We start from the raw sequence: 22,966 nt of genomic DNA, 5'->3' as shown, positions 1-22,966 counted from the left end.
GACGCAGACTCGTCAGGCAGTTGCTGCTTTCCGGACCCGAGCGCCGGTCACGGCGCGACTGTCGACTCCGAGGGAGTCGGCTCAGGATCGGGGATCCCGATGACCGGAAGCGCGGCGGTCTTCGCGAGCCCCGCCGCGGTCACCGAGCGCACGAGCTGCGACATCCAGTCGGTCGTGGTTTGCACGACCTCATCGCTCACGGGCGCCTGCTCTGCGGGTATCGCCGAGTCGGGAAGATCATCGTCGACGAGATACACGACCTCACCGGGGCGCACGTAATAGAGCCGCTCCCGAGCCTGCGTCGTGATGTAGGCCGGGTCCTGCCACCGGTCTTTCTCGGTCTCGAGAGCTGCGATCTCGTCCTGAGTTACCTGCACAGCCTGTTCGAGTGCCGCGATCCGCTGCCTCTGCTCGAGGTAGGTGCCCACGGTCGGAACCAGGACGAAGGCCGCGAGAACGACGAGGCCCAGCATGATCACCATGAAACCCGAGAGCCGGATGCCGCCGAGCCAGCCCCGCACGTCGACGCGGCGCGCCGAGCGAGCACCGCGGGAACGAGAAGGGGGAGCCGGATTCGTCATCGCGGCTCCCCTCTCGTCAGGTCAGTTCGAGCGCATCAGCCCTTGAATCGCGGGAAGGCACCGCGACCGGCGAAGACCGCCGCGTCGCCGAGTTCTTCTTCGATGCGCAGAAGCTGATTGTATTTCGCGACACGCTCGCTGCGGGCAGGCGCACCGGTCTTGATCTGACCGCAGTTCACGGCGACCGCCAGGTCGGCGATCGTGGTGTCTTCGGTCTCGCCCGAGCGGTGCGACAGCATCGAACGGTAGCCGTTGGAGGTGGCAAGAGCCACGGCATCCAGGGTCTCGGAGAGCGTGCCGATCTGGTTGACCTTCACCAGCAGCGCGTTGGCAACACCCAGGTCGATGCCGCGCTGCAGGCGGCTCGGGTTGGTCACGAACAGGTCGTCACCGACCAGCTGCACCTTCGAGCCGATCGCGTCGGTGAGAGCCTTCCACGCGTCCCAGTCGTCCTCGGCGAGCGCGTCCTCGATCGTGACGATCGGGTAGTTCGCGACGAGGTCCGCGAAGTAGTCGGTCAGCTCAGCTGCCGTCCACGGCTTGCCCTCGACGGTGTAGACACCGTCGGAGAAGAACTCGGTGGCAGCGACATCCAGACCCACGGCGATGTCTTTGCCGGGGGTGAAGCCGGCCTTCTCGATCGCCTTCATGAGGAAGTCCAGGCCCTCGCGGTTGCTGGGCAGGTCGGGGGCGAAACCACCCTCGTCACCGAGGCCGGTCGAGAAGCCCGCAGCCTTCAGCTCGCCCTTGAGGACGTGGTAGGTCTCGGTGCCCCAGCGCAGCGACTCGGCGTAGGTCTCAGCGCCGATGGGTGCGAGGAAGAACTCCTGGAAGTCGATGCCGTTGTCGGCGTGCTCGCCACCGTTGATGACGTTGAACAGCGGAACGGGCAGCACGTGCGCGTTGGGTCCGCCGAGGTAGCGGAACAGCGGGAGATCGGCGCTGTCGGCCGCGGCCTTGGCGACGGCCAGGCTCACGCCGAGGATCGCGTTCGCGCCGCAGCGCGACTTGTTGTCGGTGCCATCGGTCTCGATGAGGATCTCATCGACGATGCGCTGCTCGCTGGCATCCACGCCCTCAAGCGCGGGGCCGAGTTCGTCGATGACGGCAGCGACGGCCTTGAGCACGCCCTTGCCGCCGTACCGGCTCTTGTCGCCGTCACGCAGTTCATACGCCTCGAATGCGCCGGTGGATGCACCGGACGGGACGGCCGCCCGCTGAACGGTGCCGTCTTCGAGGAGGACTTCCACCTCGACGGTCGGGTTGCCGCGCGAATCGAGAATCTCGCGCGCGCCTACAGCCTCAATCAATGCCACGAAAGGACTCCTTGTTTGGGAGGGTTGTGTCGGAGCGTCGTCGGTCCGACATCGAGTCTAGTGACGACGGATGCTGCGCCACAGGCCCGCTGGGCGGAGAAAAGCTCAGACCACCACCGCGAGCGCGATCCCATCCCATCCCTTGCGGTCGAGGGTCTGCAGGGCAGTCGCATCGAACCGCGGATCATCGCGGAGCATCTCGAGTCCGCGCCGGGTACCGACGACCTGGCTGGTCGTGTCGAGCGGATCGGCGACCTGGCCGGATCGGCCGATGTTGTCGACGACGACAACGGTTCCCGGACGCCCGAGGCGCGCAGCCCAGTCGAGGTAGAGCGTGTTGGACTCCTTGTCCGCGTCGATGAAGACGAGGTCGAACGGGTCGCCCTCCCCCAGGGCCGGCAAGACGTCAGCGGCCTTCCCGACGCGGACCTCAACGCGATCTCCGACGCCCGCTCGATCGAGGTTGGCGCGCGCGATCGACGCGTTGACCGGTTCCGCCTCGATCGTAATCACCCTCCCCCCAGCGGGAAGCGCGCGGGCCAGCCAGATCGTCGAGTACCCACCGAGCGTGCCGACCTCAAGCACCCGGCGGGCGCCGGCGATTCTTGCGAGCAGGTGCAGGAACTTGGCGTTCACGGGGGCTACCTCGATCGCCGGCAGCCCAGCGCTGCTCTGATCGGCAAGTGCCGCCTCGAGCGCAGCATCCTGCTCGACAAGAGTCTCTGTCAGGTAGTGATCGACACGCGTCCACGCATCCGGAGTTGGCACTGTCATATCGCCAGACAACCGCGCCGGAGGGGGCGAGGTCAACGGGTTCGCTCTGGTGCGAGTGGTGGCTGGCGCCGGAATTGGCCAGTAGCGGCACTCGTGGCGACCCGGGTGGCCTGCTGGTCGTTGGTCAGTTCTTTGCCTCCTCACGGGCGCGAAGGCCCTCAATCGCCGCCGCAGCCGTTGCGGCGTCATCGACGGTCACGACAAACACGCGCCCGCTTCTCTTGGCGATCTCGAGCGCCTCGCCGCGACGCAGAACGACGCCCGTCCGGCCGTCCAGCGCGGTGCGCACGCCCCACCCGCCGAAGTCCGCCAGCGGGTTGACGAGGATGGCGCGCACGGCAGCGATCTCGGTCAGCGGAACGTGGAAGCGCGGAACACCGAGATAGCTGATCACCCGCACGCCGGAGTCGTCGACCCGCACCCGGAAGAGGCCGGTCGCGGTGATCGCGAGCCCCACCACAAGAGCAACCGAGAGCAGAATGGGCCAGGCTGATCCCCCAGCAAGAGCGTCGAACACCGCACCACCCAGGAGAAGGATTCCGAGTCCGAGGAGGATGACCATCCCGAGCCGGGACATCGTGACGCTACGCATCCACACGACGCGCTCTCCCGGTGCGAAGGTGGGCACATGGCCATCGTCGGCGACTGCGACGGTCCCGCCGCTGACAGTCACCGCCGGCTGCAAGAACCACGCGAGAACGCCGAGGACGACCCCGGCGACACCGCCGGCCAGAAGTGCGGGCAGGACGCCCGGCGCTGCCTCGCCGGTCACCAGCCCGCGCTGCGCCAGCGTTGCCCAGGTGGTCAGGACGAGGATCGCCCCGACCACTGCAGGCGTCATCGTGCCGAGGAAGCGCATCGTCGGCCCCCACTCGCCCTCACGCGTCCCCAGGAGCGCGAAGACTCCAAGGAGTGCCGTGAGCAGGATGCCGAAGCCTGCGCTGAACAGCGGCACGACCCACGGGGGCGCGAACCCGTCGGCCTCCCCGGCGGCATTCCAATGGATCGCGACCGGGTCGGGCAAGGATGGCAACGCCTCGACCTGCACTCCGACGGCGACGGCCGTCAGGACGAGCGGCAGGGCGATACCCAGCCACAGGAATGCGCGACGCGCACGCGCGAGCGCGGCGGAGTTGTCGGTCATGAGGTCTCCTCTTCGGATGGGCGGTAAGCGTCGCGCGAGTCGCTCGCCAGGTTGTCGGGCCCGCCGATCACGCCGTCGGGGGTGCGGGCATTCGCATCCACAAGAAGAGAAGCGAGCGCTCCCGGAGCGATTCCAAGATCGCGAGCCCGCTGGGCGAGGGCCAGAACGTCGTCGTGAAGCTCGCGAAGCGCGGCGGCGGCATCCGTTACGACGGCGCCGCGGCCGCGGCGCAGATCGATGACACCTTCGTCTCGCAGGTGTTGGTAGGCGTGAAGCGCGGTGTGCAGGTTGAGATCCAGCGCGTCCGCGACCTCGCGCGCGGAGGGGAGCCGGTCACCCGCTCGCAGGCGACCTCCCGCGACCGCGCTCCGGACGGACGCGGCGATTTGTTCCCAGAGGGGAACGTCTCGCGAGGGGTCGATGCGAATCAGCACTCTTTTATTCTAGTTGCAATAGAACAATTACAAAAGATGATCGACGGTCGTGCCTCAATTCGAAGGCACTCCCTGGATTCGCGGATGGCGGGTCGCTGCGCTCGTTCTCCCATAGCCCAAGGAACCCGCGACCGCCGGAAGGAGGGCCTCGGCAGTGCGCCGATAGCCGAGCGGGCTCGGGTGGAAGCGGTCCAGGCTGAACATCTCATCGGGCTGCGAGATGAAGAACGGTCCGACCGCGTGACGGAGCGACACGGCGTAGGCGCCGGCGCCGACCGCGGCCTCCTCCTGCGCGTCGGCGAGCTGGCGCGACATCCTCGACCCCAGCGATCGCAGGGGTTGCGGCACCGGCCGCAGCGCGCCGAGGTCTGGGCAGCTTCCCACCACGACCTGCGTACCCCGTCCGCGCAGCCGTTCGATCGCCGCGACAAGGTGGCGCACGGATGTGGATACCGCGACGCGGTGCGTGATGTCGTTGCCGCCGACCACGATGACTGCGACATCCGGCCGATAGTCATCGGCGAGCTCGTCGAGCTGGGCTCCCAAGGCCGAAGACTCCGAGCCGACGACCGCCGCAGTGCGCAGCCTCACGGGGCGCTTCGCCTTCTTCGCCAGTCCGATCGCCAGACGTGCGCCGAGCGTCTCTTTGCGCCGTTGCGCGCCGAGACCCGCGGCGATCGAGTCACCCAGCACGAGAAGCTCGATCGGGTCACCCTCGAGCTTTCGGCGCCACACCCGATCGGCCTCGAGCGCGTCCTCACCGAGCGGTTTGCCGATGAGTCGCCGGGCCTGCGCGGCCTGGCGATCGAGCAACGCGCGCGCGGCAAGGGCCGTCGTCGCCGCGGCGCCCACCACCGCCGCTGCCCACAGCGCCCCGGTCGTGATCCGGCTCATGGTGCGATTTGAGCCGCTCGATCTGAATCGCCGCTGACGCGCCGGTGAACGAACGAGCGGTAAACGGATCAGCCGAGCTGCTTGAGCTCGAGGGTGTCGATGGTCGCTCCCGGGCGGACTGCCGCGAAGTGGGTGTACCCGTCGGCGGTCGCGCGATCCAGCAGCGGCTTGAGGTTCTTCGGGCGCTGCTCGAGGCGCACGCGACTTCCCCGGGCCACGAGCGCTGACTTCAGCGCGACGAGCTCAGCGAGCTCGACCTCCCGGTCGTGAACGAGCACGACGGCGTCAATGTCGTCATCGGCTGCGTCCGCGACGAGGTCGACGAGCCGTTCGAAGCCGAGCGAGAACCCGACGGCGGGAACGTCCTGGCCGAGGAACCGGCCGATCATGCCGTCGTAGCGACCCCCGCCACCGAGCGAGTAGGACACCAGCGGGTGGGCGATCTCGAAGATCGTGCCGGTGTAATAGCCCATGCCGCGAACGAGGAACGGATCGAACACCAGCGGAGCCTCTCCCCCGCGGGCAACCGCGACTGCATCGCCGATCGCGGCGAGGGCGCCGATGGCCTCTCCCTCGAGCCCGTCGGGCAGCGCTGCACGGATCTGCTCCTCGTCGAAGCCGCTCACGGTGCCCTTTTCCCGAGCCAAGAATTCCGCGAGGGCGTCGACCGCTTCGGGCGCCGCCGAGCGTTCACGCAGTTCGGTCGCCACACCCACCGCACCGATCTTGTCGAGCTTGTCGATCGTGATGAGCACGCCCGGACGCTCTGCTTCGGGAAAGCCGAAGTGATCGAGCATCGCATCCAACAGACGACGATCGTTCACGCGCACAATGCCGCCCTCGAGCCCCAGCGCGTCCAGCGCGTCGAGGGTGGCGGTGATGAGTTCGGCTTCGGCGCGCGACGAAGGATCGCCGATGATGTCGATGTCGCACTGCACGAACTGCCGGTATCGACCCTTCTGAGGCCTTTCGGCACGCCAGACCGGCGCGATCTGCACGGCACGGAACACGCCCGGAAGCTCGGCCCGGTGGCTCGCGTAGAAGCGTGCAAGCGGCACCGTCAGGTCGTACCGCAGGCCGAGGTCCGAGAGCGCTGCGGGGTCGTCGGCTGCCGCCCGGATGCCGTCGGCATCCAGTCCGCGACGAAGGACGTTGTAGGCGAGCTTCTCGTTGTCACCACCGATACCGGCGTGCAGCCGCTCGTAGTCTTCGACGACCGGAGTCTCGATCTCGTCGAAGCCGTGGGCGCGGTAGCGCTGTCGGATGACGGCGAGCACGCGCTCTCGGCGAGCCTTGTCGGCGGGGAGGAAATCGCGCATGCCGCGCGGCGGGGTGACGGGTGGCACCGGCCTATTCTTCCAGGTCGGTAGGCTCCGCTTCGGCAGCCCGGATCTCCCCCGCGAGCGTGCGCAGTCGTTGGCGCAGTGCGCGGTCGGCATCCCAGCCGTGATCCCGGGCGGTCGAGACGAGGGCGAGGAGCGCGTCGCCGAGCTCATCTTCGGACGCAGGAGTCGCCGGCGGTGTCGCGTCGGCGCCACCACCGAGTCGCGGTGATGTCAGTGCGGGCAGCGACCCGGCCTTTCCCACCAGTTTCTGCGCGAGCGCGAGTGTCGGCATCCGTTCGCTCACGCCATCCAAGACGCTCGTGCGAGCGCGCTTCTCTTCGGCCTTGGCGGCGTTCCACAGCACCAACACCTGCTCGGGCGTCTCGGCAGTTTCGCCGGCGAAAACGTGCGGATGCCGGCGCACCATCTTGTCGGTGAGGGTGCGGGCTACATCATCGATGTCGAACGGGTCATCGCTGTCACGCGAAGCGATCTCGGCGTGGAACAGCACCTGCCACAGCAGGTCGCCCAGCTCCTCCCGCAGGTCGGCCCGTGTCCCGACCTCCACCGCATCGATCAATTCGGCGCTCTCCTCGACGAGGTAGGGCACGAGCGCCCGGTGATCGATCTGCTGGGTCCACACACACCTGTCGCGCACCGCTCGCATCGTGTCGGCAGCCCGGCGCAGCGGGTCCGCTGAGGTCGGCTCGGCCGGGTCGGTCATGACGTCGCTGCTTCGCTCGGATCACTGACCGAACTTGCCCGCCGCCGGTAGTGGCGAGCGCGCGTCGACACCAGGATGCCGGCGATGATCACCGAGATCAACGAGCCGGAGAGCACACCCAGGACAGCCTCGTCGGTGAGGAGGTCGTTGCCTTCGAATGCGAGTTCAGACAGCAGCAGCGACACTGTGAAGCCGATGCCCCCGAGCGCGCCGGCGGCGATGAGGTCAGCAAGCGGCAACCGCGGCATCGCGGGGTCGTGCGCAACACGTTGCGAGATCCACCCGAACAGCGAAATGCCGAGGATCTTTCCGACCGGCAGCGCGATCAGGATGCCGTAGAAGGCCGGCGTGAGTTCTTCGATCGAGACGGCCGGGATGATGACGAGTGCCGACGAGAAGGCGAACAGCGGGAGCACGATGACGTTGACCCACGGCTCCATGGCGTGCCGCGTGTGAAGCGCGGGCTGCTGGGCCATCGCAAGGCCCAGCGCGACGCCGGCGATCGTGGCGTGAACACCCGACAGGTAGACCAGAACCCACGTGCCCGCGGCAAGCAGCAGAAGGATCGGGATGAGGGCGGCGCGCGCCCGGGTATCGAGCTTGCGGCTCAGGTACCCGAAGATCACGACGAGCACTGCCGCAGCGGCAAGGAGAGCGATGTTGACGCCGTCGGTGAAGAGCACCGCGATGAAGATGATGCCGACGATGTCGTCGAGGATCGCGAGCGCGAGCAAAAAGATCCGCACGCCCGAGGGCAGACCTTTGCCGAAGACCGCGAGGACGCCGAGGGCAAAGGCGATATCGGTGGCTGTCGGGATCGGCCATCCGTCGGCTGACTCCGTGCCCCACGCGAACGCGAGGTAGACCGCGATCGGCACGATCACGCCGCCCGCCGCGGCGATCGCGGGCTGCAGCGCCTTGCGCGCCGAGTTGAGCTGTCCGTTGGTCAGCTCGAATTGCAGCTCCACGGCGACGACGAAGAAGAACAACGCAAGAAGTCCATCAGCGATCCAGTGACCCACCGAGAGCTCGAAGACGCCCGGGATGCCGACGTAGGTGTGCTGCAGTTCCTGCACACTGTGGCCGATCGGGGAGTTCGCGATGATGAGTCCCGCGGCAGCAGCAACCAGCAGCATGATGGCGGGAAAACGCGCAGAGCGAAGCAACGACATGGAGTCCTTTCGGGGGATGCGGCAGCCGACGCCGACCAGACTTCCCGGCTCTCCGCCCCCTATCCTACCGGCGGGGCCCGATGCACCTCGAAGCCGACTCGGGTCGCACCCGTCACGACTCGTCACACGTCACCTTGATGAAACACCTGGCCGATACGGTGGAATCCATGTATGAACTGACCCGGACCGAAGCCATCGACCTCGTCGGCCGATACGAAGCGGGTCAGGAGATACCCGAGCAGATGCGCGCCGATGTGCGCCTGCTCGGCTCGCTCCTCGGTGAAGTGCTCCGCGAGAGCGGGTCGCCGGGGCTGTTCGAGGATGTCGAGCGCCTGCGCCTTGCGACCATCCAGGCCTACACGGATGAGACGCCCGAGGCTTTCGCGCATGCCACCGAGGTTGCCGAGTCATTCTCCATCGAGCGTGCACATGAGGTGGCCCGCGCGTTCACGGCGTACTTCCACCTCGTGAACCTCGTCGAAGAGCACCAGCGAGTGCGGATCCTGCGCGAGCGCGACGGCCGCCCCGACAGCGAGGGCGCAGCCGACTCGATCGAGGCCGCGTACGCGCGCCTCGCAGACGAAGTCGGTGAGGATACCGCGCTCGCCCGCCTGCAGGCGCTGCGCTTCCACCCCGTCTTCACGGCGCACCCCACCGAGGCGCGTCGCCGGGCGATTTCTTCCAGCATCCGTCGCCTCGCGGGGCTGCTGCAGGAGCACGACGACCGCCTGCGCGACGGCAACGACCCGGCGCGCCTGGAACGGCGGATGGTCGAAGAGATCGACACCCTGTGGCGCACAGCCCCGCTGCGACCTGAGAAGCCGTCGCCGGTCGACGAAGTGCGCTCGGTCATGGCGATCTTCGACGAGACGCTCTACACCGTGGTCCCCGCCGTGTATCGGCGCCTCGATGACATGCTGCAGGGCACGAACGCGGGTGGTCGCGCACCGCTCGTCGCCCCCTTCGTGCGCGTGGGCTCGTGGGTCGGCGGCGACCGCGACGGAAACCCGTTCGTGACGGCATCCGTGACCCGCAAGGCCGCTGGCATCGCCGCCGAGCACATCCTGCTGGGGCTCGAGCGCACGACGCAGCGCATCGGGCGAACCCTCACCCTGGATGCCGAGACCACGCCACCGTCCGACGCACTGGTGACCCTGTGGAAGCGGCTGAAGGCTGCAGACGAAGAGGCAGCTACCGAGATCGCGAAGCGGTCGCCGAACGAGCCGCACCGCCGCATCCTGTTGATGCTCGCGCGCAAGATCGACGCAACGCGGCTGCGGGATGCCGACCTCGCGTACCGCGAGCCGAGCGAGTTCCTCGCCGACCTGCGCACCGTGCAGGACTCGCTCGTCGCAGCGGGGGCTGCCAGGCAGGCCTACGGTCACCTGCAGCAGCTGATCTGGCAGGTCGAGACCTACGGTTTCCACCTCGCGGAGCTCGAAGTGCGGCAGCACTCGGCTGTGCACGCGAAAGTGCTGGCCGAGCTCGATGCGGCTGCCGGTTCGACCGGCGAGCTTTCCGAGCAGGCCGACGAGGTGCTCGAGGTCTTCCGCACAATCGCGTTCCTGCAGGAACGCTACGGTGCGGCAGCGGCGGGCCGCTACATCGTGTCGTTCACCCAGTCCGCCGAAGATCTCGCGAACGTCCATCGCCTCGCCCGCCACGCGGTCGGCGAGGACGGACGGATGCCGGTGCTCGATGTGATCCCGCTGTTCGAGACCTTCGCTGACCTGCAGGCTGCACCGGGCATCCTTGCGGAGATCGTGCAGCATCCCGAGTTCGCGGACAGGCTGGAGCGCACGGGTCGGCGCCTGGAGGTCATGCTCGGCTACTCGGACTCGTCGAAGGATGTCGGGCCGGTCGCCGCGACACTCGCGCTCTATGAGGCGCAGGCCGACATCGCCGCCTGGGCGAAGGACGAGGGAATCGAGCTCACGCTCTTCCACGGTCGTGGCGGTGCGCTCGGCCGCGGAGGCGGCCCCGCGAACTCCGCGATCCTCGCGCAGCCGCCGCACTCGGTCGATGGCCGGTTCAAGCTCACGGAGCAGGGCGAGGTGATCTTCGCTCGCTACGGCGACCCCGAGATAGCGATGCGCCACATCGATCAGGTAGCTGCAGCTGTGCTGCTGGCATCCGCACCCTCGATCGAGCGGCGCAACTCGGGCGCTGCGCGGAAGTTCGCCGACGTCGCGGCAACGCTGGATGCGACATCCCGCCGGCGCTTCTTCGACCTCGTGAAGGCTCCCGGCTTCGCGCCGTGGTTCGCCCAGGTCACCCCGATGGAAGAGATCGGGCTGCTCGCGCTCGGCTCCCGGCCAGCGCGGCGCGGCCTGTCGGTCGAGTCCCTCGCGGACCTGCGCGCCATCCCGTGGGTGTTCGCCTGGGCGCAGGCGCGCATCAACCTCGCCGGATGGTTCGGCCTGGGCACCGCGCTTGAGGCCGTCGGCGACGAAGACCTGCTGCGCGAGGCTTACGAGCAATGGCCGCTCTTTAGGACCATGATCGACAACGTCGGCATGAGCCTTGCCAAGACAGACCCGCGGATCGCGCGCCGCTATCTCGAACTCGGCGACCGCGACGACCTGGCAGGCCTCGTCCTCGACGAGATGACGCTGACCCGCTCGTGGGTCGTGAGGCTCACCGGGGGCGACGAGGTGCTTGCCAACAAGCCGGTGCTGCAGCGTGCGGTGAAGCTCCGTAGCCCCTATGTCGATGCGCTGTCGCTGCTTCAGCTGCGAGCGCTGCGCGGGCTTAGGGACGCCGCGGCATCCGATGCCCCCGCGGACCCCGATCAGCAGCGCCTTCTGCTGCTCTCGGTGAGCGGGGTCGCGGCGGGACTGCAGAACACCGGGTGATCCTGCGCGGATCGCGCGTCGCTGCCAGCGGTGTCGGTGGGCAGGGTTAGCGTCTGGGCATGGCTATCACGACCGTCGAGACTTGCCCGCTGTGCGGCACCGATGACGTTCGCGTCGACGACGTGGCTTGGTTTGCCATCGCGTTCGATCGCCGGGCCGAACTTCACGACGATGTCGAGACGCAGGATGCCGTGGTGTTTCTGTGCCGCGAATGTGGCGTGAACTGGGACTGACCGCTCAGTCGAGGCGAACGTCGTCGGCGTGCCGCGCGAGACTCCGGCCGTAGCGCTCCGTGAGCTGGACCATCAGATCCGGCGTCTCGCGGTCGAGCCCGAACACGTAGCCCGGGAAGTCGAGGTCTTTCTGCGCTTCCCAGATCTCGTCGTGCCGGTCGGGTGAGTACAGCTGCGCCGGATTTCCGACGGCGATCCACCCGATCGGAACGACCGTCCCCGCGGGAAGGACTGTCCGCAGGTGCACGACGGCATTGATGCGAACTTCGGCTCGCTCCCCGATCCGCGCGCCGTTGAACACGCGCGTGCCTGTGGCGAGAAACACTTCGTCGGCGATCGACGCGCCCGAGATGCTCGCCATCGGCCCGACCAGCACGTGGTGGCCAATGTGCACGGCATCCGTCGCGCTGGCACGGATCAGCGCGTTCTCCATGACGATGACGTTTTCGCCTAGCGTGATGGGGCCGCCTTCGGCCGTAATGACGGCGCCGTGCAAGACCTGGGAATTCGCCCCGATCGTGACATCACCCGAAATCACCGCGCTGGGCGCGATGACGGCGGTGGGGTGGATGCGGGGCTGCGCCCCGAGGTGCTCGAACCGCATCGTTCCTCCTCGATCGGTGTCAGCGTACCGCGCCGGAGTTCCGCACCACCCCGGACTGTTGCGAGCGGCGCTACCGTTGTGGGGATGGCACTTTCCTCCCGAACCACGTCCCGCGCGCCCCGCCCGACGATCGAGTTCACCGTTCTCGAGACGACCTGGCTGAACCCACACCTTGTGCGCGTCCGCCTCGGCGGGCCCGGCTTCGTTCAGTTCCAGGACCGGCCCGAGACCGACAAGTACGTGAAGCTGAAGTTCACGACTCCCGAACCCGAGTCACACCCCGTGACGCGCACGTACACGGTGCGCCACGTCGACCGTGCCGCGCAGGCGATCGACGTCGACTTCGTCATCCACGGCGACGAGGGACTTGCAGGTCCCTGGGCAGCGACGGTGGAGCCTGGCGCGACGATCAGTCTCATGGGGCCTGGCGGCGGCTACTCCCCCGATCCCGACGCCGACTGGCATCTGTTCGCGGGTGACATGTCGGCAGTTCCCGCCATCGCGGCCGCACTCGAAGCTCTCCCCGTGCACGCGGTGGGCGCGGCGATCATCGAAGTCGACACCGAGGCTGACATCCTCGGCCTCGATCACCCAACCGGCGTCGACGTCGTGTGGATCAGCAATCCGGATCATGCCGTTTCGGCGCTCGCTGACGCCGTCCGGACGATCGACTGGCGCGAGGGACGCGTTCACGTCTTCGCCCACGGCGAGCGCGAAGCGATGAAAGAACTCCGCCGCGTGTTCTTCGACGAGCGCGCCCTCGAGCGTGGACAGGTATCCCTATCGGGATACTGGGCCCGCGGCCGTACCGAAGACCGATTCCAGGCCGAAAAGCGCGAGCCGATCGGCCAGATCCTTCCGCCCGCCTAGGCGTCGGCAGGTGCGGTAGCGGGTGACGGCTCGGGCCACAGCTGCCCGAGAAGCGTGTCGACCCATTCGATGAGGTCGGCATCCGCCACCGGCTCGCCGCTGGTCCGAGGCAGCGGCACGACCACAGCCTCGCCACCGGCCAACAGCTTCGCTGCGGGGTACAGCCGCTGCAGGCGGACACGCATCGAGTCCTCCAGGCGCGCCGGAGCGATGCGCAGGTTCGGACCCATCGCGACGACATCCGTCAGACCTGCGCGCGCGGCGCGGCGACGCAGCCGGGCCATCGACAGCAGCCCGGCGACGTCGGTCGGCGGCTCGCCGTAGCGGTCGGTGAGCTCCTCGATGACAGCGTCGATCGCGTCATCCTTGGCGGTCGCGGATGCCGCCGCCGAGAGCTTCTGGTACGCCTCGAGCCGGAGCCGCTCGCTGTCGATGTAGTCCTCGGGGATGCGGGCCTGCACGGGCAGCTCGAGCCGCAACTCGGCGGGACCCTCGACGTCCTCGCCGCGGAAGGTTGCGACAGCCTCACCGATCATCCGCAGGTACAGGTCGAACCCGACCCCGGCGATATGCCCGGCCTGCTCGGCGCCGAGGAGGTTTCCGGCACCGCGCAGCTCGAGGTCTTTGAGCGCGACCTGCATCCCACTGCCCAGATCGTTGTTGACGGCGATCGTTTCGAGTCGGTCGGCAGCGGTCTCTGACAGCGGCTTCGTGTCGTCGTAAAGGAAATACGCGTAGGCGCGCTCCCGGCCACGCCCCACACGGCCGCGCAGCTGGTGAAGCTGCGAGAGTCCGTATTTGTCAGCCCGGTCGATGATGATCGTGTTGGCGTTGGCGATATCGAGGCCCGTCTCGATGATCGTCGTCGAGACGAGTACGTCGGCCTTGCGCTCCCAGAAGTCGTCGACGACCTGCTCGAGCTGATGTTCACCCATCTGCCCGTGAGCGACCACGACCCGCGCCTCCGGCACGAGCTCTGCCAGTTCGCTCGCGACCCGCTGGATCGAACTCACCCTGTTGTGGACGTAGAAGACCTGACCCTCCCGCAGCAGCTCCCGGCGAATGGCCGCCGCAATCTGCTTGTCATTGCGAGCCCCGACATACGTGAGGATCGGATGCCGGTCTTCGGGTGGTGTCTGCAGCGTCGACATCTCCCGGATGCCTGTCACGGCCATCTCGAGCGTTCGAGGAATGGGGGTGGCGCTCATCGCGAGGATGTCGACATTGGTCTTGAGCTTCTTCAGGGCGTCCTTGTGCTCGACGCCGAACCGCTGCTCCTCATCGATGATCATGAGTCCGAGGTCCTTGAAGATCACCTTCTCGGTCAGGATCCGATGCGTACCGATCACCATGTCGATGGTGCCGTCGGTGAGGCCCGCCAACGTCTCCCGGGCCTCCTTGTCGGTCTGGAATCGCGAGAGCGCCTTGACCTTGACCGGGAAGCCCGCGAAGCGCTCCGTGAACGTCTCGAGGTGCTGCTTGACCAGCAGCGTCGTCGGAACGAGCATCGCTACCTGCTTGCCGTCCTGAATGGCCTTGAATGCGGCCCGCACGGCAACCTCGGTCTTCCCGAACCCGACATCCCCCGACAGCAGCCGGTCCATGGGGATCGGCCGCTCCATGTCGGCCTTGATCTCATCGATTGTCTGCAGCTGATCCATCGTCTCGGCGAACGGGAAAGCCTCTTCGAGCTCGCGCTGCCACGGCGTATCCGGCCCGAAAGCGTGCCCCTTGGCCGCCATCCGCGCCGAATAGAGCTTCACGAGTTCAACGGCGATATCGCGCACCGCCTTGCGCGCACGGCCCTTCGCCTGGGCCCAATCGCTGCCGCCCATCTTTGAGAGGGTCGGCGCCTCCCCGCCGACATATCGCGACAGAAGATCAAGCTGGTCGGTGGGCACCATGAGCTTGTCGCCGGGGTACCCGCGCTTGGACGGCGCGTACTCGAGCACGACATACTCGCGCACGCTCTTGACCGGGTTTCGGCCGCCCGACGACACCTCACGCTTCGCGAGTTCGACGAACCGTCCGATCCCGTGCGTGGCGTGCACGACGTGATCACCGGGAGTCAGCTGGAGTGGATCGACGACGTTCCGGCGCTTCGACGCGAGCTTCTTGACCACACGACTGTCGCCGCCGATCGTGCGACCGTAGAACTCGGACTCGGTGAGCACCGCCAGGCGCGCGTCCTCGAGTTCGAACCCGCGCTCGAGCTGGGCCACCGCGAGCAAGACGCGGCCGGGCTCCGGGGCGGCATCCGCATCGTCGACGATTGCTGCCGCGATCTCACGATCGGCGAGCACGTCGCGGGCGCGTTCGACCAGTCCCGTGCCGGATGCCGTGACCACGACGCTCCACCCGGCGGTCACGAGGTCGCCCACGTAGGCGGTGGCCCCCTCGACGTTGCCGTGGAACGACGGCACCGATCGTGCGGGAATCCTCACTGGCGCATCGCCGAGCATGTCCTCACGGTCGTCGGCGAGCAACCCCTCGGCTGCCGCATCGGCAGCTCCCGAGTCGAAGGGACTCAACGTCCACCACACGCCGGCACGTTCGTGAACTGCCTCACGTAGCGCCGCGATAGTCAGAAAGTCGCCAGCGCCCAGATCGATCGGCGTGTTCGCGCCAGCTGTCGCAGCGCTCCACGCGGCCTCGAGAAACTCCCGGTTGGTCTCGGCGAGAGTCCGGGCGCGTGTGCGGGATCGCTCGGGGTCCACGAGAGCAACGGCAGACCCCGCGGGCAAATAGTCGACGAGGGTCGCCATCTGCGGCACGAGCGCCGGCGTCAGCGACTCCATCCCCTCGGCAGGGATCCCCTCCGCCATCTTCTCGAGCATCCCCTGCAGGCCCGCGAACTCGCCGGCCAACTGCCGTGCACGAGCGCGCACATCAGCGGTGAGCAGGAGTTCGCGCCCGGGAAGCAGATCGACGGCTTCGACGGCCCCGGGCAGCGAACGCTGGTCGGCGACCGAGAACGTACGGATCTGGTCGACCTCGTCGCCGAAAAACTCGACGCGGTACGGGTGATCGGCAACGGTCGGGAACACATCCAGGATGCCGCCGCGCACCGCGAACTCGCCGCGGCGTGAAACCATGTCGACGCGGTGGTAGGCGAGCTCGACCAGGCGCTCGACGATCAGCGCGAGATCGTGGCCGCGCTCGCCCGCGCGCAACCGCACCGGTTCGACGTCCGCTAGGCCCGCCGCCAACGGCTGAAGCGCCGCGCGCACTGACGCGACGACCACAATCGGGGCGGAATCGGGCGACGACGCGATGCGCGCAATCGTCTCGAGCCTGCGCCCGACGGTCTCGGGGCTCGGACTCAGGCGTTCGTGCGGCAGCGTCTCCCAAGCAGGAAACTGCAACACGGCGGCTTCGGGAAGGAGCGCGCGCAGCGCCGGCATGAGGGACTCCACGCGGCGGCCGGTCGGCGCGATCGCCAGCAGCACCGGCGGCTTACCGGAGTCTCTGCGCCGACGAACGAGTGCGCTCAGCAGCGGAGCATCAAGACCATCGACCACCGAAATATCGGCATCCACGGCTGCCGCCGCAACCACATCCCGGAAGTGCTCGGAGCGGTCGAGGGCGCGCGAGATCCCGGGAAAAGTCACCGGACGATTCTAGGCCGCCCGGTAGGCCGCCGGGTTCACGGCCGAGGTGCGTGGTACACCTGCTGGGCTGCGAGGAGACCTTCATCGACGAGTCGCTCGACCGCGTCTGCGGCATCCGAGACGGCAAGCGCGAGCTCTTCGCGCGCCGAGGCCGGGAAGGGCTGCAGCACCCAGTCGGCAGGATCCTGACGGCCGGGCGGCCGACCGATCCCCACGCGCACCCGCGGAAACTCCGGGGTGTTCAGGGCCTTGGCAACATCGCGCACGCCGTTGTGTCCGCCGTGCCCGCCGCCGATCTTGAGCCGAACGGCGTCGAACGGGATGTCGAGCTCGTCGTGCACGACGACGACACGTTCGGGGGGGATCCCGTAGAACTGCGCGAGACCCGCAACGGGACCCCCCGAGACGTTCATGAACGAGTTGGGCTTGGCGAGCACGATCTTGGGTCCACCCGGTCGCAGCCACGCTTCGGCCACGCGAGCGTTCGCCTTGTGGGAGCGAAAGCCCTCGCCGCGCCGAGCCGCGAGCTCATCGACGACGAGCTGCCCGATGTTGTGGCGGGTTCGCTCGTACTGCGGACCGGGGTTGCCCAGGCCCACGATGAGCCACGCGTCGCTCACGGCAGCGCCCTCCCGGCTCGATCAGCCCGTCGGATTACTCCGACTCGGTCGCAGCATCCTCGTCAGCGTCTGCGGCGTCAGTGGCAGCCTCGTCCTCAGCAGCCTCGTCAGCGGCTGCGGCAGCGGGCACCGAGACAGCAACGACGAGAACCTCGGGGTCGGTGACGAGAGTCGCACCCCGGGGAAGCGTCAGTTCGCCGGCCGTGATGCGGGCGCCCTCTTCGAGGCCCTCGACGTCGACCTCGACGTGCTCGGGGATGTGGGTGGCGTCCACCGCGAGCGACACGCTCGTGGCGTCGAGGTTGACGATGGTTCCCGAGAAGGACTCACCGACGACGACAACGGGAACGTCGACCTGGACCTTCTCGCCCTTCTTGATGACGACGAGGTCGATGTGCTCAATGATCTGGTTCACCGGGTCCTTCTGGACGTCCTTGACCAGCGCGAGCTGGGACTTGCCGGCGATGTCGAGCTCGATCAGTGCGTTCGCGCGACGCACGAGCAGCAGCATCTGGTGGCCGGGCAGCGCGACGTGCACCGGGTCGGTGCCGTGGCCGTAGAGAACGGCGGGGATCTTGCCGGCGGCGCGCAGACGGCGGGCGAAGCCCTTACCGAAGTTCTCGCGGAGTTCGGCGTGGACGGTGGTGTCTTCAGACATGTGCATTCTCCTTGGGCAGGGACCGGGTGGTGATCTCAGCCCGGACATCAGGGGTTCGACTCAACCGCGAGCGCGTGAGGAACCCGATGAGACCGCACACCCCCGTCGATAACGGATGCTGTGAGCAGTGCTGGGCGCACGCGCGAGCATCCCTCGCCGAAGTACAGTCCGCAAGTCTACCAGCGGCCCCGGTACGATGGTGACGGGCCGCGACGGGCCCGCTTTCCCGAGAGCAAGGACGAATGATGGACGCCCAGGTCACCTCGAACATTCTCGTCGCCGTGATCGGCATCCTCACCCTCGGCACCCTCGTCGGTGTCGTTGCGGCCTTCTGGTCGATGGGGCGTTCGGCCTACCGCAAGGAGTGATCCGCGTCGTTCCCTTAGGCTGACTGCGGCAACACCCGCAGACGCCCAGGGAGTGAACGTGACGGATCAGGCAGCGACGAGCACCGCGACAGCGAACATCGGAGTCGTGGGACTCGCGGTCATGGGGTCCAACCTCGCCCGCAACCTCGCCAGCCGTGACGGCAACACCGTCGCGATCTTCAACCGCAGCGCCGACAAGACCGAGCACCTCGTCGCCGAGCACCCCGAAGCGGGCTTTGTCGCCACGTTCTCGTACGAGGAGTTCGCCGCCTCGCTGACGGCCCCGCGCGCCGCGATCATCATGGTCAAGGCGGGCGCCGGCACGGATGCCGTCATCAACGAGCTCCTGCGCGTCTTCGAGCCCGGCGACATCATCGTCGACGGCGGCAACGCTCTGTTCACCGACACCATCCGCCGCGAGAAGGCAGTTCGTGAGACGGGCATCAACTTCGTCGGCATGGGGGTATCCGGTGGCGAGGAGGGTGCCCTCCTCGGCCCCTCGCTGATGCCCGGTGGCTCGGACGAGTCGTGGGTCACGCTCGGCCCCATCCTGACCTCGATCGCCGCTGTCGCCGAGGGCGAGCCGTGTGTCACCCACATCGGCCACGACGGCGCCGGCCACTTCGTGAAGATGGTCCACAACGGCATCGAGTACGCCGACATGCAGGTGATCGCCGAGGCCTACGACCTCATCCGTCACGCGACCGGCTACTCCCCGGCCCAGATCGCCGACGTGTTCGCCGAGTGGAACCGGGGCGAACTCGAGTCGTACCTGATTGAGATCACCGCCGAGGTGCTGCGCCAGGTCGATGCCGACACCAACCTGCCGCTGGTGGATGTCGTCCTGGACCAGGCTGGCGCGAAGGGTACGGGCGGGTGGACTGCCCAGACCGCCATCGACCTCGGCGTTCCGGCATCCGGCATCGCCGAAGCCGTGTTTGCTCGCTCGCTCTCGTCGCACCCCGAACAGCGCTCGACCGCAGGTGTTCTGCCCGGGCCCGACGCGGATGCCGAAGCCTCCTTCGCCGACGACCCCGTGGCGTTCATCGAGAAGGTTCGTCGGGCGCTGTACGCCTCGAAGATCGTCGCCTACTCGCAGGGGTTCGACATCATCCGTGCCGGGGCCGCGCACTACGGCTGGAACATCGACCTCGGTCGCGTCGCTGCGATCTGGCGCGGTGGCTGCATCATCCGCGCCCGGTTCCTCAACCGCATCACCGAGGCGTACGCGCAGACCCCCGATCTGCCGGTCTTGATGACCGCCCCCTTCTTCGTGGATGCCCTCACCGGCGCTCAGAACGCGTGGCGGAACATCGTCGCCCTGTCGGCGGCGGCGGGCATCCCCGCTCCGGTGTTCTCGTCGTCTCTCGCGTACTACGACGGGCTGCGGGCGGGGCGGCTGCCGGCTGCCCTCATCCAGGGTCAGCGTGACTTCTTCGGTGCACACACCTACAAGCGCATCGACCGCGAGGGCACGTTCCACACGCTGTGGTCGGGCGACCGCAGCGAGATCGAGGCCGTCGACACCCACTGACCTCACCGAACACCGAAAGGCCGTGACCGACTCAGCCTCGGTCACGGCCTTTCGTTCGCGCAGTACCGTCAGATCTCGCGGACACTCCCCTTCTCAAGACGCAGGCGCCGATGAGCGCGGCGGGCGACTGCCGAATCGTGCGTCACCACGATGAGGGTCAGACCGTCCCGGTTGAGCCCTTCGAGCAGCTCCAGGATCTCGTCACGCATGTGCTCATCGAGGTTTCCCGTCGGCTCGTCGGCCAGAAGCACCCGCGGGCGCTTGGCGATCGCGCGGGCGATCGCGACGCGCTGTTGCTGCCCACCCGAGAGCTCGCCCGGCAGATGGTCGGCGCGCTCGGCCAGGCCGACCTGGGCAAGAGCCTCGGTGACTCGGCTGCCACGTTCGGCGCTGGAGAGCCCCAGGGGTTCCAGGCCCATGTCGACGTTCTCGTGCGCTGTGAGGGTGGGGATCAGATTGAACCCCTGGAACACGAAGCCCACCTCGGTGGCTCGGACGTGTCCGAGTGTGGCGTTCGAGGCTTTCGCAAGATCGACCTCGCCGAGTTTGACGACACCGGAGGTCGGCCGATCGAGCGCGCCCAGCATCTGCAGGAGGGTGGACTTCCCGCCACCCGTCGGGCCCTGGATGGTGACGAACTCGCCCTCGCGGATCTCGAGATCGACGCCCGCCAGAGCGCGGACATTCCGGTTCTTCTGCTGGTACTCGCGAATCACCGCTTGCAACGCGTAGATCGGCGATGGCGCTGACGATTCGATGGATGTCGTCGCGGGTTCCGTCATGCTCATGGGATTCTCCTGTTCGTTCGTGACACTTTCGTTCGTGACACTTTCGTTCGTGACACTTTCGTTCGTGACTGTGTTCATGTCCTTAGCCGACCGACCGCAGTGCTTCGGCAGGGCTCAATCGGGCGGCTCGCCAGCCTCCGAAGGCACCGGCGATCAGGCCGCCGGCGATGGCAATTCCGACCGCTGCGGCGACGACCCACAGCGTGATCGGCGCGTGAAGGACGATATCCGCCGCCTGCTGCGCCATTCCGCCGAAGCCTCCGCCCATCGGACCGCCCCCTTGACCGGGCCCCGCCTGACCGGTGGATGCGGCTGTCGACGAGATCGTCGGCGAGATCAGGTTGATGATCCAGATACCCGCAAGTCCGACCGCCAGGCCGATCGCACCGCCGATCAGACCCTGGATCACCGATTCGCCGGCGACCTGCCCGACGACCCGGCCATTGGACCATCCGATCGCCTTGAGCGTTCCGAACTCGCGCGTGCGTCGTGTCACGCCCGAGATCGTGAAGAGCACCGCCAATGCCAGCGCGACAGCGAGCACGAGGATCGACAGCCACGTACCGAGGTTCGTGATCAGCGACGAGGCGCTCGCGAGTGACGACGAGACTGTCGATGCCAGGTCCGACTGGGAGCTGACGGTGGCGCCGGCAACGCTGTCTTCGATTTCCGCTTGTACGGCATCGATCTGGTTGGCCGAGGTCGCCTGGACATAGACCGTCGACACGACGTCGTCGAGACCGGCCAGTGACTGTGCGACATCGAGCGGGATGTATACGTTGGCCGCCGTGTCGGCGTCGCTGGAGGTCGAGGCGATGAGTCCGACGACCTCGACCTCGGAGCCACCGACATCGATCGTGTCCCCGACAGAGATCTCGTTGGTGGTCGCATAGCTCGCGTCGACGACCGCGACCAGTTCTCCGGCGTCGCCAGCTGCCAGCGCGCGGCCCTCCGAAACTTCGACTGCCGATAGCGGCCCGACAGCGGTGTCATCGGGATCGATTCCAAGGACGGTGAACGAGTCCAGATCGAAGGCGCTGCCGCCGGCACCGTCAGGACCGCCTGCCGGAGGCTCCCCCGACTCGCCCGGGCCGCCCTGCTGCATCTGCGACCTGTCAGGCATCTCACCACTGAACGTGATGTTCGTGAGCGAAAGCGCGCCGGATGCTGCAGCAACGCCGTCGAGGGATGCAACACTCTCGACGGTCGAAGCATCCAGCGTCCCGCGCATGAAGTCGGCTGTGAGGCGCGACTGCGACACCGAGGTGGTGCCGTCGGTGGTTTCGCCTGCCTCACTGTCGAACTCGAAGCGCTGACCACCGCCCTCGCCCGGCTCTGCGGCGGCGCCGGTGACCGTCAGGTCGGTTCCGACGCCGTAGACGGATTCGAGCGCTTGCGCCTGTGCGTCCCGGACTCCCGCAGAGAGAGCGTTGACGACGATGACGAGAGCGATCGCGACGGCAAGGCCCACCGCCACGATGATCGTCTGCTTCTTGCGTCCAGCGAGTTCGCGACGCAGGTAGGTCCAATACATGGGTCTCCTTCAGCTCCGGATTGCAGCCTTCGGCACGAAGGTAGGGATGGTGTTGATGAGCCCGAAAAGGGATCTCTATGCCGAACCTATGGATCGCGCGCCGCACGAGACAGCGGAGTGGGCGTGATCTTCACAGACGGCGCATAGCTGGCTCCATAGGAAACCCATAGCTGGAGCATCACAATGAGTCCATGACATCTCCGGCTCCCGCCCTGCGCCGACCCGACGGCGCGGCTGTTCGCATCCTCGTCGTCGACGACGAACAGATGCTCACCGACCTGCTCTCCATGGCCCTGCGTATGGAGGGCTGGGATGTTCGAACCGCGGCATCCGGATTCGAAGCCCTGCAGGCCGTCCGCGATTTCGAGCCCGACGCGATGGTGCTCGACATCATGATGCCCGACCTCGACGGCATGGCTGTGCTGCATCGCCTGCGCCAGTCTGGCAACGACGTGCCGGTGCTGTTCCTCACCGCGAAGGATGCCGTCGCCGACCGGGTCGCGGGGCTCACCGCGGGCGGCGATGACTACGTGACCAAGCCGTTCAGCCTCGAAGAAGTCGTCGCGCGACTTCGCGGTTTGATGCGCCGCGCCGGAACGGCTACCCAGAGCGAGGAGGAGCCGATCCTGCGGGTGGGTGACCTCTCATTGAACGAGGACAGCCATGAGGTGGAGCGCGGGGGCGACGAGATCGAACTCACCGCAACCGAGTTCGAACTGCTGCGCTATCTGATGCGCAACCAGCGTCGCGTGGTCTCGAAGGCGCAGATCCTGGATCGCGTCTGGAACTACGACTTCGGCGGCAGATCCAGTGTCGTGGAACTCTACATCTCCTACCTGCGCAAGAAGATCGATCAGGGCAAGGAGCCGCTCATCCATACCGTGCGTGGCGTCGGCTACATGATCAAGGCGCCGACACAGTGACGGA

Annotated in this window: 21 protein-coding genes; 6 read left to right on the top strand and 15 right to left on the bottom strand. The window is 67.4% G+C overall.

The features are described 5' to 3' along the window. Positions 1-47 precede the first annotated feature (47 nt). The 9 genes from B4F19_RS15680 to nhaA all read right to left on the bottom strand — a co-directional run bounded on the left by B4F19_RS15680 (position 48) and on the right by nhaA (position 8,364). Positions 48-581: an FtsB family cell division protein gene (locus tag B4F19_RS15680; RefSeq protein WP_228177024.1), complete on the bottom strand. Its 534-nt coding sequence runs from the start codon at positions 579-581 to the stop codon at positions 48-50. A 35-nt stretch (positions 582-616) separates the two neighbouring features. Next, positions 617-1,897, bottom strand: coding sequence for a phosphopyruvate hydratase (gene eno, locus B4F19_RS15675; protein WP_228177023.1), 1,281 nt, complete (start codon positions 1,895-1,897; stop codon positions 617-619). Positions 1,898-2,002: 105 nt separating this feature from the next. Further along, positions 2,003-2,671 carry an O-methyltransferase gene (locus B4F19_RS15670; protein ID WP_228177022.1) on the bottom strand — a complete coding sequence of 223 codons (669 nt, stop codon included), beginning with the start codon at positions 2,669-2,671 and terminating at the stop codon, positions 2,003-2,005. A gap of 124 nt (positions 2,672-2,795) precedes the next feature. Beyond that, on the bottom strand, positions 2,796-3,815 hold the full coding sequence (locus B4F19_RS15665; RefSeq protein WP_228177021.1) for a DUF1648 domain-containing protein: 1,020 nt from the start codon (positions 3,813-3,815) through the stop codon (positions 2,796-2,798). Continuing rightward, positions 3,812-4,249: a GntR family transcriptional regulator gene (locus B4F19_RS15660; RefSeq protein WP_228177020.1), complete on the bottom strand. Its 438-nt coding sequence runs from the start codon at positions 4,247-4,249 to the stop codon at positions 3,812-3,814. The genes B4F19_RS15665 and B4F19_RS15660 overlap by 4 nt, the downstream gene beginning before the upstream one ends. 54 nt (positions 4,250-4,303) lie before the next feature. Next, a complete protein-coding gene (locus tag B4F19_RS15655; protein WP_228177019.1) occupies positions 4,304-5,143 on the bottom strand; it encodes an SGNH/GDSL hydrolase family protein in 840 nt (279 codons plus the stop codon). 68 nt (positions 5,144-5,211) lie between these two features. Further along, positions 5,212-6,462, bottom strand: a complete 1,251-nt coding sequence (gene hisS, locus B4F19_RS15650) for a histidine--tRNA ligase (protein WP_292725844.1) — start codon at positions 6,460-6,462, stop codon at positions 5,212-5,214. A gap of 31 nt (positions 6,463-6,493) precedes the next feature. Next, the gene (locus B4F19_RS15645) at positions 6,494-7,192 is read right to left on the bottom strand and encodes a MazG nucleotide pyrophosphohydrolase domain-containing protein (RefSeq protein ID WP_292736228.1); all 699 of its coding nucleotides are present in this window, start codon (positions 7,190-7,192) and stop codon (positions 6,494-6,496) included. Further along, positions 7,189-8,364, bottom strand: coding sequence for a Na+/H+ antiporter NhaA (gene nhaA, locus B4F19_RS15640; protein WP_228177017.1), 1,176 nt, complete (start codon positions 8,362-8,364; stop codon positions 7,189-7,191). Before nhaA ends, B4F19_RS15645 begins: the two co-directional genes overlap by 4 nt. Positions 8,365-8,531: 167 nt before the next feature. Here nhaA and B4F19_RS15635 point away from each other — a divergent pair, with 167 nt between their 5' ends. Then, positions 8,532-11,219, top strand: coding sequence for a phosphoenolpyruvate carboxylase (locus tag B4F19_RS15635; RefSeq protein WP_292725760.1), 2,688 nt, complete (start codon positions 8,532-8,534; stop codon positions 11,217-11,219). Positions 11,220-11,278: 59 nt separating this feature from the next. Then, complete coding sequence (locus tag B4F19_RS15630) at positions 11,279-11,452, top strand: hypothetical protein (RefSeq protein ID WP_228177015.1); 174 nt, start codon at positions 11,279-11,281, stop codon at positions 11,450-11,452. A 4-nt stretch (positions 11,453-11,456) separates the two neighbouring features. On the opposite strand, the gene B4F19_RS15625 is transcribed toward B4F19_RS15630, so the two are convergent. Continuing rightward, a complete protein-coding gene (locus B4F19_RS15625) occupies positions 11,457-12,056 on the bottom strand; it encodes a gamma carbonic anhydrase family protein (protein ID WP_292725757.1) in 600 nt (199 codons plus the stop codon). An 84-nt stretch (positions 12,057-12,140) separates the two neighbouring features. Here B4F19_RS15625 and B4F19_RS15620 point away from each other — a divergent pair, with 84 nt between their 5' ends. After that, positions 12,141-12,926, top strand: a complete 786-nt coding sequence (locus B4F19_RS15620) for a siderophore-interacting protein (RefSeq protein ID WP_292725755.1) — start codon at positions 12,141-12,143, stop codon at positions 12,924-12,926. Here B4F19_RS15620 and mfd read toward each other — a convergent pair. From mfd to B4F19_RS15605, 3 genes are read right to left on the bottom strand one after another with little or no spacing between them, the layout of a single operon-like run. After that, positions 12,923-16,537: a transcription-repair coupling factor gene (gene mfd / locus B4F19_RS15615; protein WP_292736225.1), complete on the bottom strand. Its 3,615-nt coding sequence runs from the start codon at positions 16,535-16,537 to the stop codon at positions 12,923-12,925. The genes B4F19_RS15620 and mfd overlap by 4 nt on opposite strands. A 35-nt stretch (positions 16,538-16,572) precedes the next feature. After that, positions 16,573-17,157: an aminoacyl-tRNA hydrolase gene (gene pth, locus B4F19_RS15610; protein ID WP_292736223.1), complete on the bottom strand. Its 585-nt coding sequence runs from the start codon at positions 17,155-17,157 to the stop codon at positions 16,573-16,575. A gap of 34 nt (positions 17,158-17,191) precedes the next feature. Beyond that, positions 17,192-17,821 carry a 50S ribosomal protein L25/general stress protein Ctc gene (locus B4F19_RS15605; RefSeq protein WP_375236551.1) on the bottom strand — a complete coding sequence of 210 codons (630 nt, stop codon included), beginning with the start codon at positions 17,819-17,821 and terminating at the stop codon, positions 17,192-17,194. Between the two features lie 236 nt (positions 17,822-18,057). Here B4F19_RS15605 and B4F19_RS15600 point away from each other — a divergent pair, with 236 nt between their 5' ends. Next, complete coding sequence (locus B4F19_RS15600) at positions 18,058-18,183, top strand: hypothetical protein (protein WP_292736217.1); 126 nt, start codon at positions 18,058-18,060, stop codon at positions 18,181-18,183. A gap of 58 nt (positions 18,184-18,241) precedes the next feature. Next, positions 18,242-19,717 carry an NADP-dependent phosphogluconate dehydrogenase gene (gene gndA, locus B4F19_RS15595; protein ID WP_292736214.1) on the top strand — a complete coding sequence of 492 codons (1,476 nt, stop codon included), beginning with the start codon at positions 18,242-18,244 and terminating at the stop codon, positions 19,715-19,717. A gap of 68 nt (positions 19,718-19,785) precedes the next feature. On the opposite strand, the gene B4F19_RS15590 is transcribed toward gndA, so the two are convergent. Continuing rightward, on the bottom strand, positions 19,786-20,451 hold the full coding sequence (locus B4F19_RS15590) for an ABC transporter ATP-binding protein (protein ID WP_375236556.1): 666 nt from the start codon (positions 20,449-20,451) through the stop codon (positions 19,786-19,788). A gap of 136 nt (positions 20,452-20,587) precedes the next feature. Continuing rightward, positions 20,588-22,039 (bottom strand): ABC transporter permease, encoded by a 1,452-nt coding sequence (locus B4F19_RS15585; RefSeq protein WP_292736211.1) that lies wholly within the window; start codon positions 22,037-22,039, stop codon positions 20,588-20,590. A gap of 191 nt (positions 22,040-22,230) precedes the next feature. Between B4F19_RS15585 and B4F19_RS15580 the strand changes: the two genes are divergently transcribed. Further along, complete coding sequence (locus B4F19_RS15580) at positions 22,231-22,962, top strand: response regulator transcription factor (RefSeq protein ID WP_292725743.1); 732 nt, start codon at positions 22,231-22,233, stop codon at positions 22,960-22,962. The last annotated feature ends 4 nt before the right edge of the window (positions 22,963-22,966 follow it).

The sequence above is a fragment of the Microbacterium sp. UBA1097 genome (genome assembly GCF_002313585.1).
GTDB lineage: Bacteria > Actinomycetota > Actinomycetes > Actinomycetales > Microbacteriaceae > Microbacterium.
Note: the sequence above shows the minus strand (reverse complement) of the source record. Positions and strands in the feature narration are given on the sequence as shown.

Bases quoted from the DNA above. Each gene is read 5' to 3' on its own strand.
- B4F19_RS15680 (WP_228177024.1), bottom strand. From the start codon at position 581: ATGACGAATCCGGCTCCCCCTTCTCGTTCCCGCGGTGCTCGCTCGGCG.
- B4F19_RS15670 (WP_228177022.1), bottom strand. From the start codon at position 2,671: ATGACAGTGCCAACTCCGGATGCGTGGACGCGTGTCGATCACTACCTG.
- B4F19_RS15665 (WP_228177021.1), bottom strand. From the start codon at position 3,815: ATGACCGACAACTCCGCCGCGCTCGCGCGTGCGCGTCGCGCATTCCTG.
- B4F19_RS15655 (WP_228177019.1), bottom strand. From the start codon at position 5,143: ATGAGCCGGATCACGACCGGGGCGCTGTGGGCAGCGGCGGTGGTGGGC.
- hisS (WP_292725844.1), bottom strand. From the start codon at position 6,462: ATGCGCGATTTCCTCCCCGCCGACAAGGCTCGCCGAGAGCGCGTGCTC.
- B4F19_RS15645 (WP_292736228.1), bottom strand. From the start codon at position 7,192: ATGACCGACCCGGCCGAGCCGACCTCAGCGGACCCGCTGCGCCGGGCT.
- nhaA (WP_228177017.1), bottom strand. From the start codon at position 8,364: ATGTCGTTGCTTCGCTCTGCGCGTTTTCCCGCCATCATGCTGCTGGTT.
- B4F19_RS15635 (WP_292725760.1), top strand. From the start codon at position 8,532: ATGTATGAACTGACCCGGACCGAAGCCATCGACCTCGTCGGCCGATAC.
- B4F19_RS15630 (WP_228177015.1), top strand. From the start codon at position 11,279: ATGGCTATCACGACCGTCGAGACTTGCCCGCTGTGCGGCACCGATGAC.
- B4F19_RS15625 (WP_292725757.1), bottom strand. From the start codon at position 12,056: ATGCGGTTCGAGCACCTCGGGGCGCAGCCCCGCATCCACCCCACCGCC.
- B4F19_RS15620 (WP_292725755.1), top strand. From the start codon at position 12,141: ATGGCACTTTCCTCCCGAACCACGTCCCGCGCGCCCCGCCCGACGATC.
- B4F19_RS15605 (WP_375236551.1), bottom strand. From the start codon at position 17,821: ATGCACATGTCTGAAGACACCACCGTCCACGCCGAACTCCGCGAGAAC.
- B4F19_RS15600 (WP_292736217.1), top strand. From the start codon at position 18,058: ATGATGGACGCCCAGGTCACCTCGAACATTCTCGTCGCCGTGATCGGC.
- B4F19_RS15585 (WP_292736211.1), bottom strand. From the start codon at position 22,039: ATGTATTGGACCTACCTGCGTCGCGAACTCGCTGGACGCAAGAAGCAG.
- B4F19_RS15580 (WP_292725743.1), top strand. From the start codon at position 22,231: ATGACATCTCCGGCTCCCGCCCTGCGCCGACCCGACGGCGCGGCTGTT.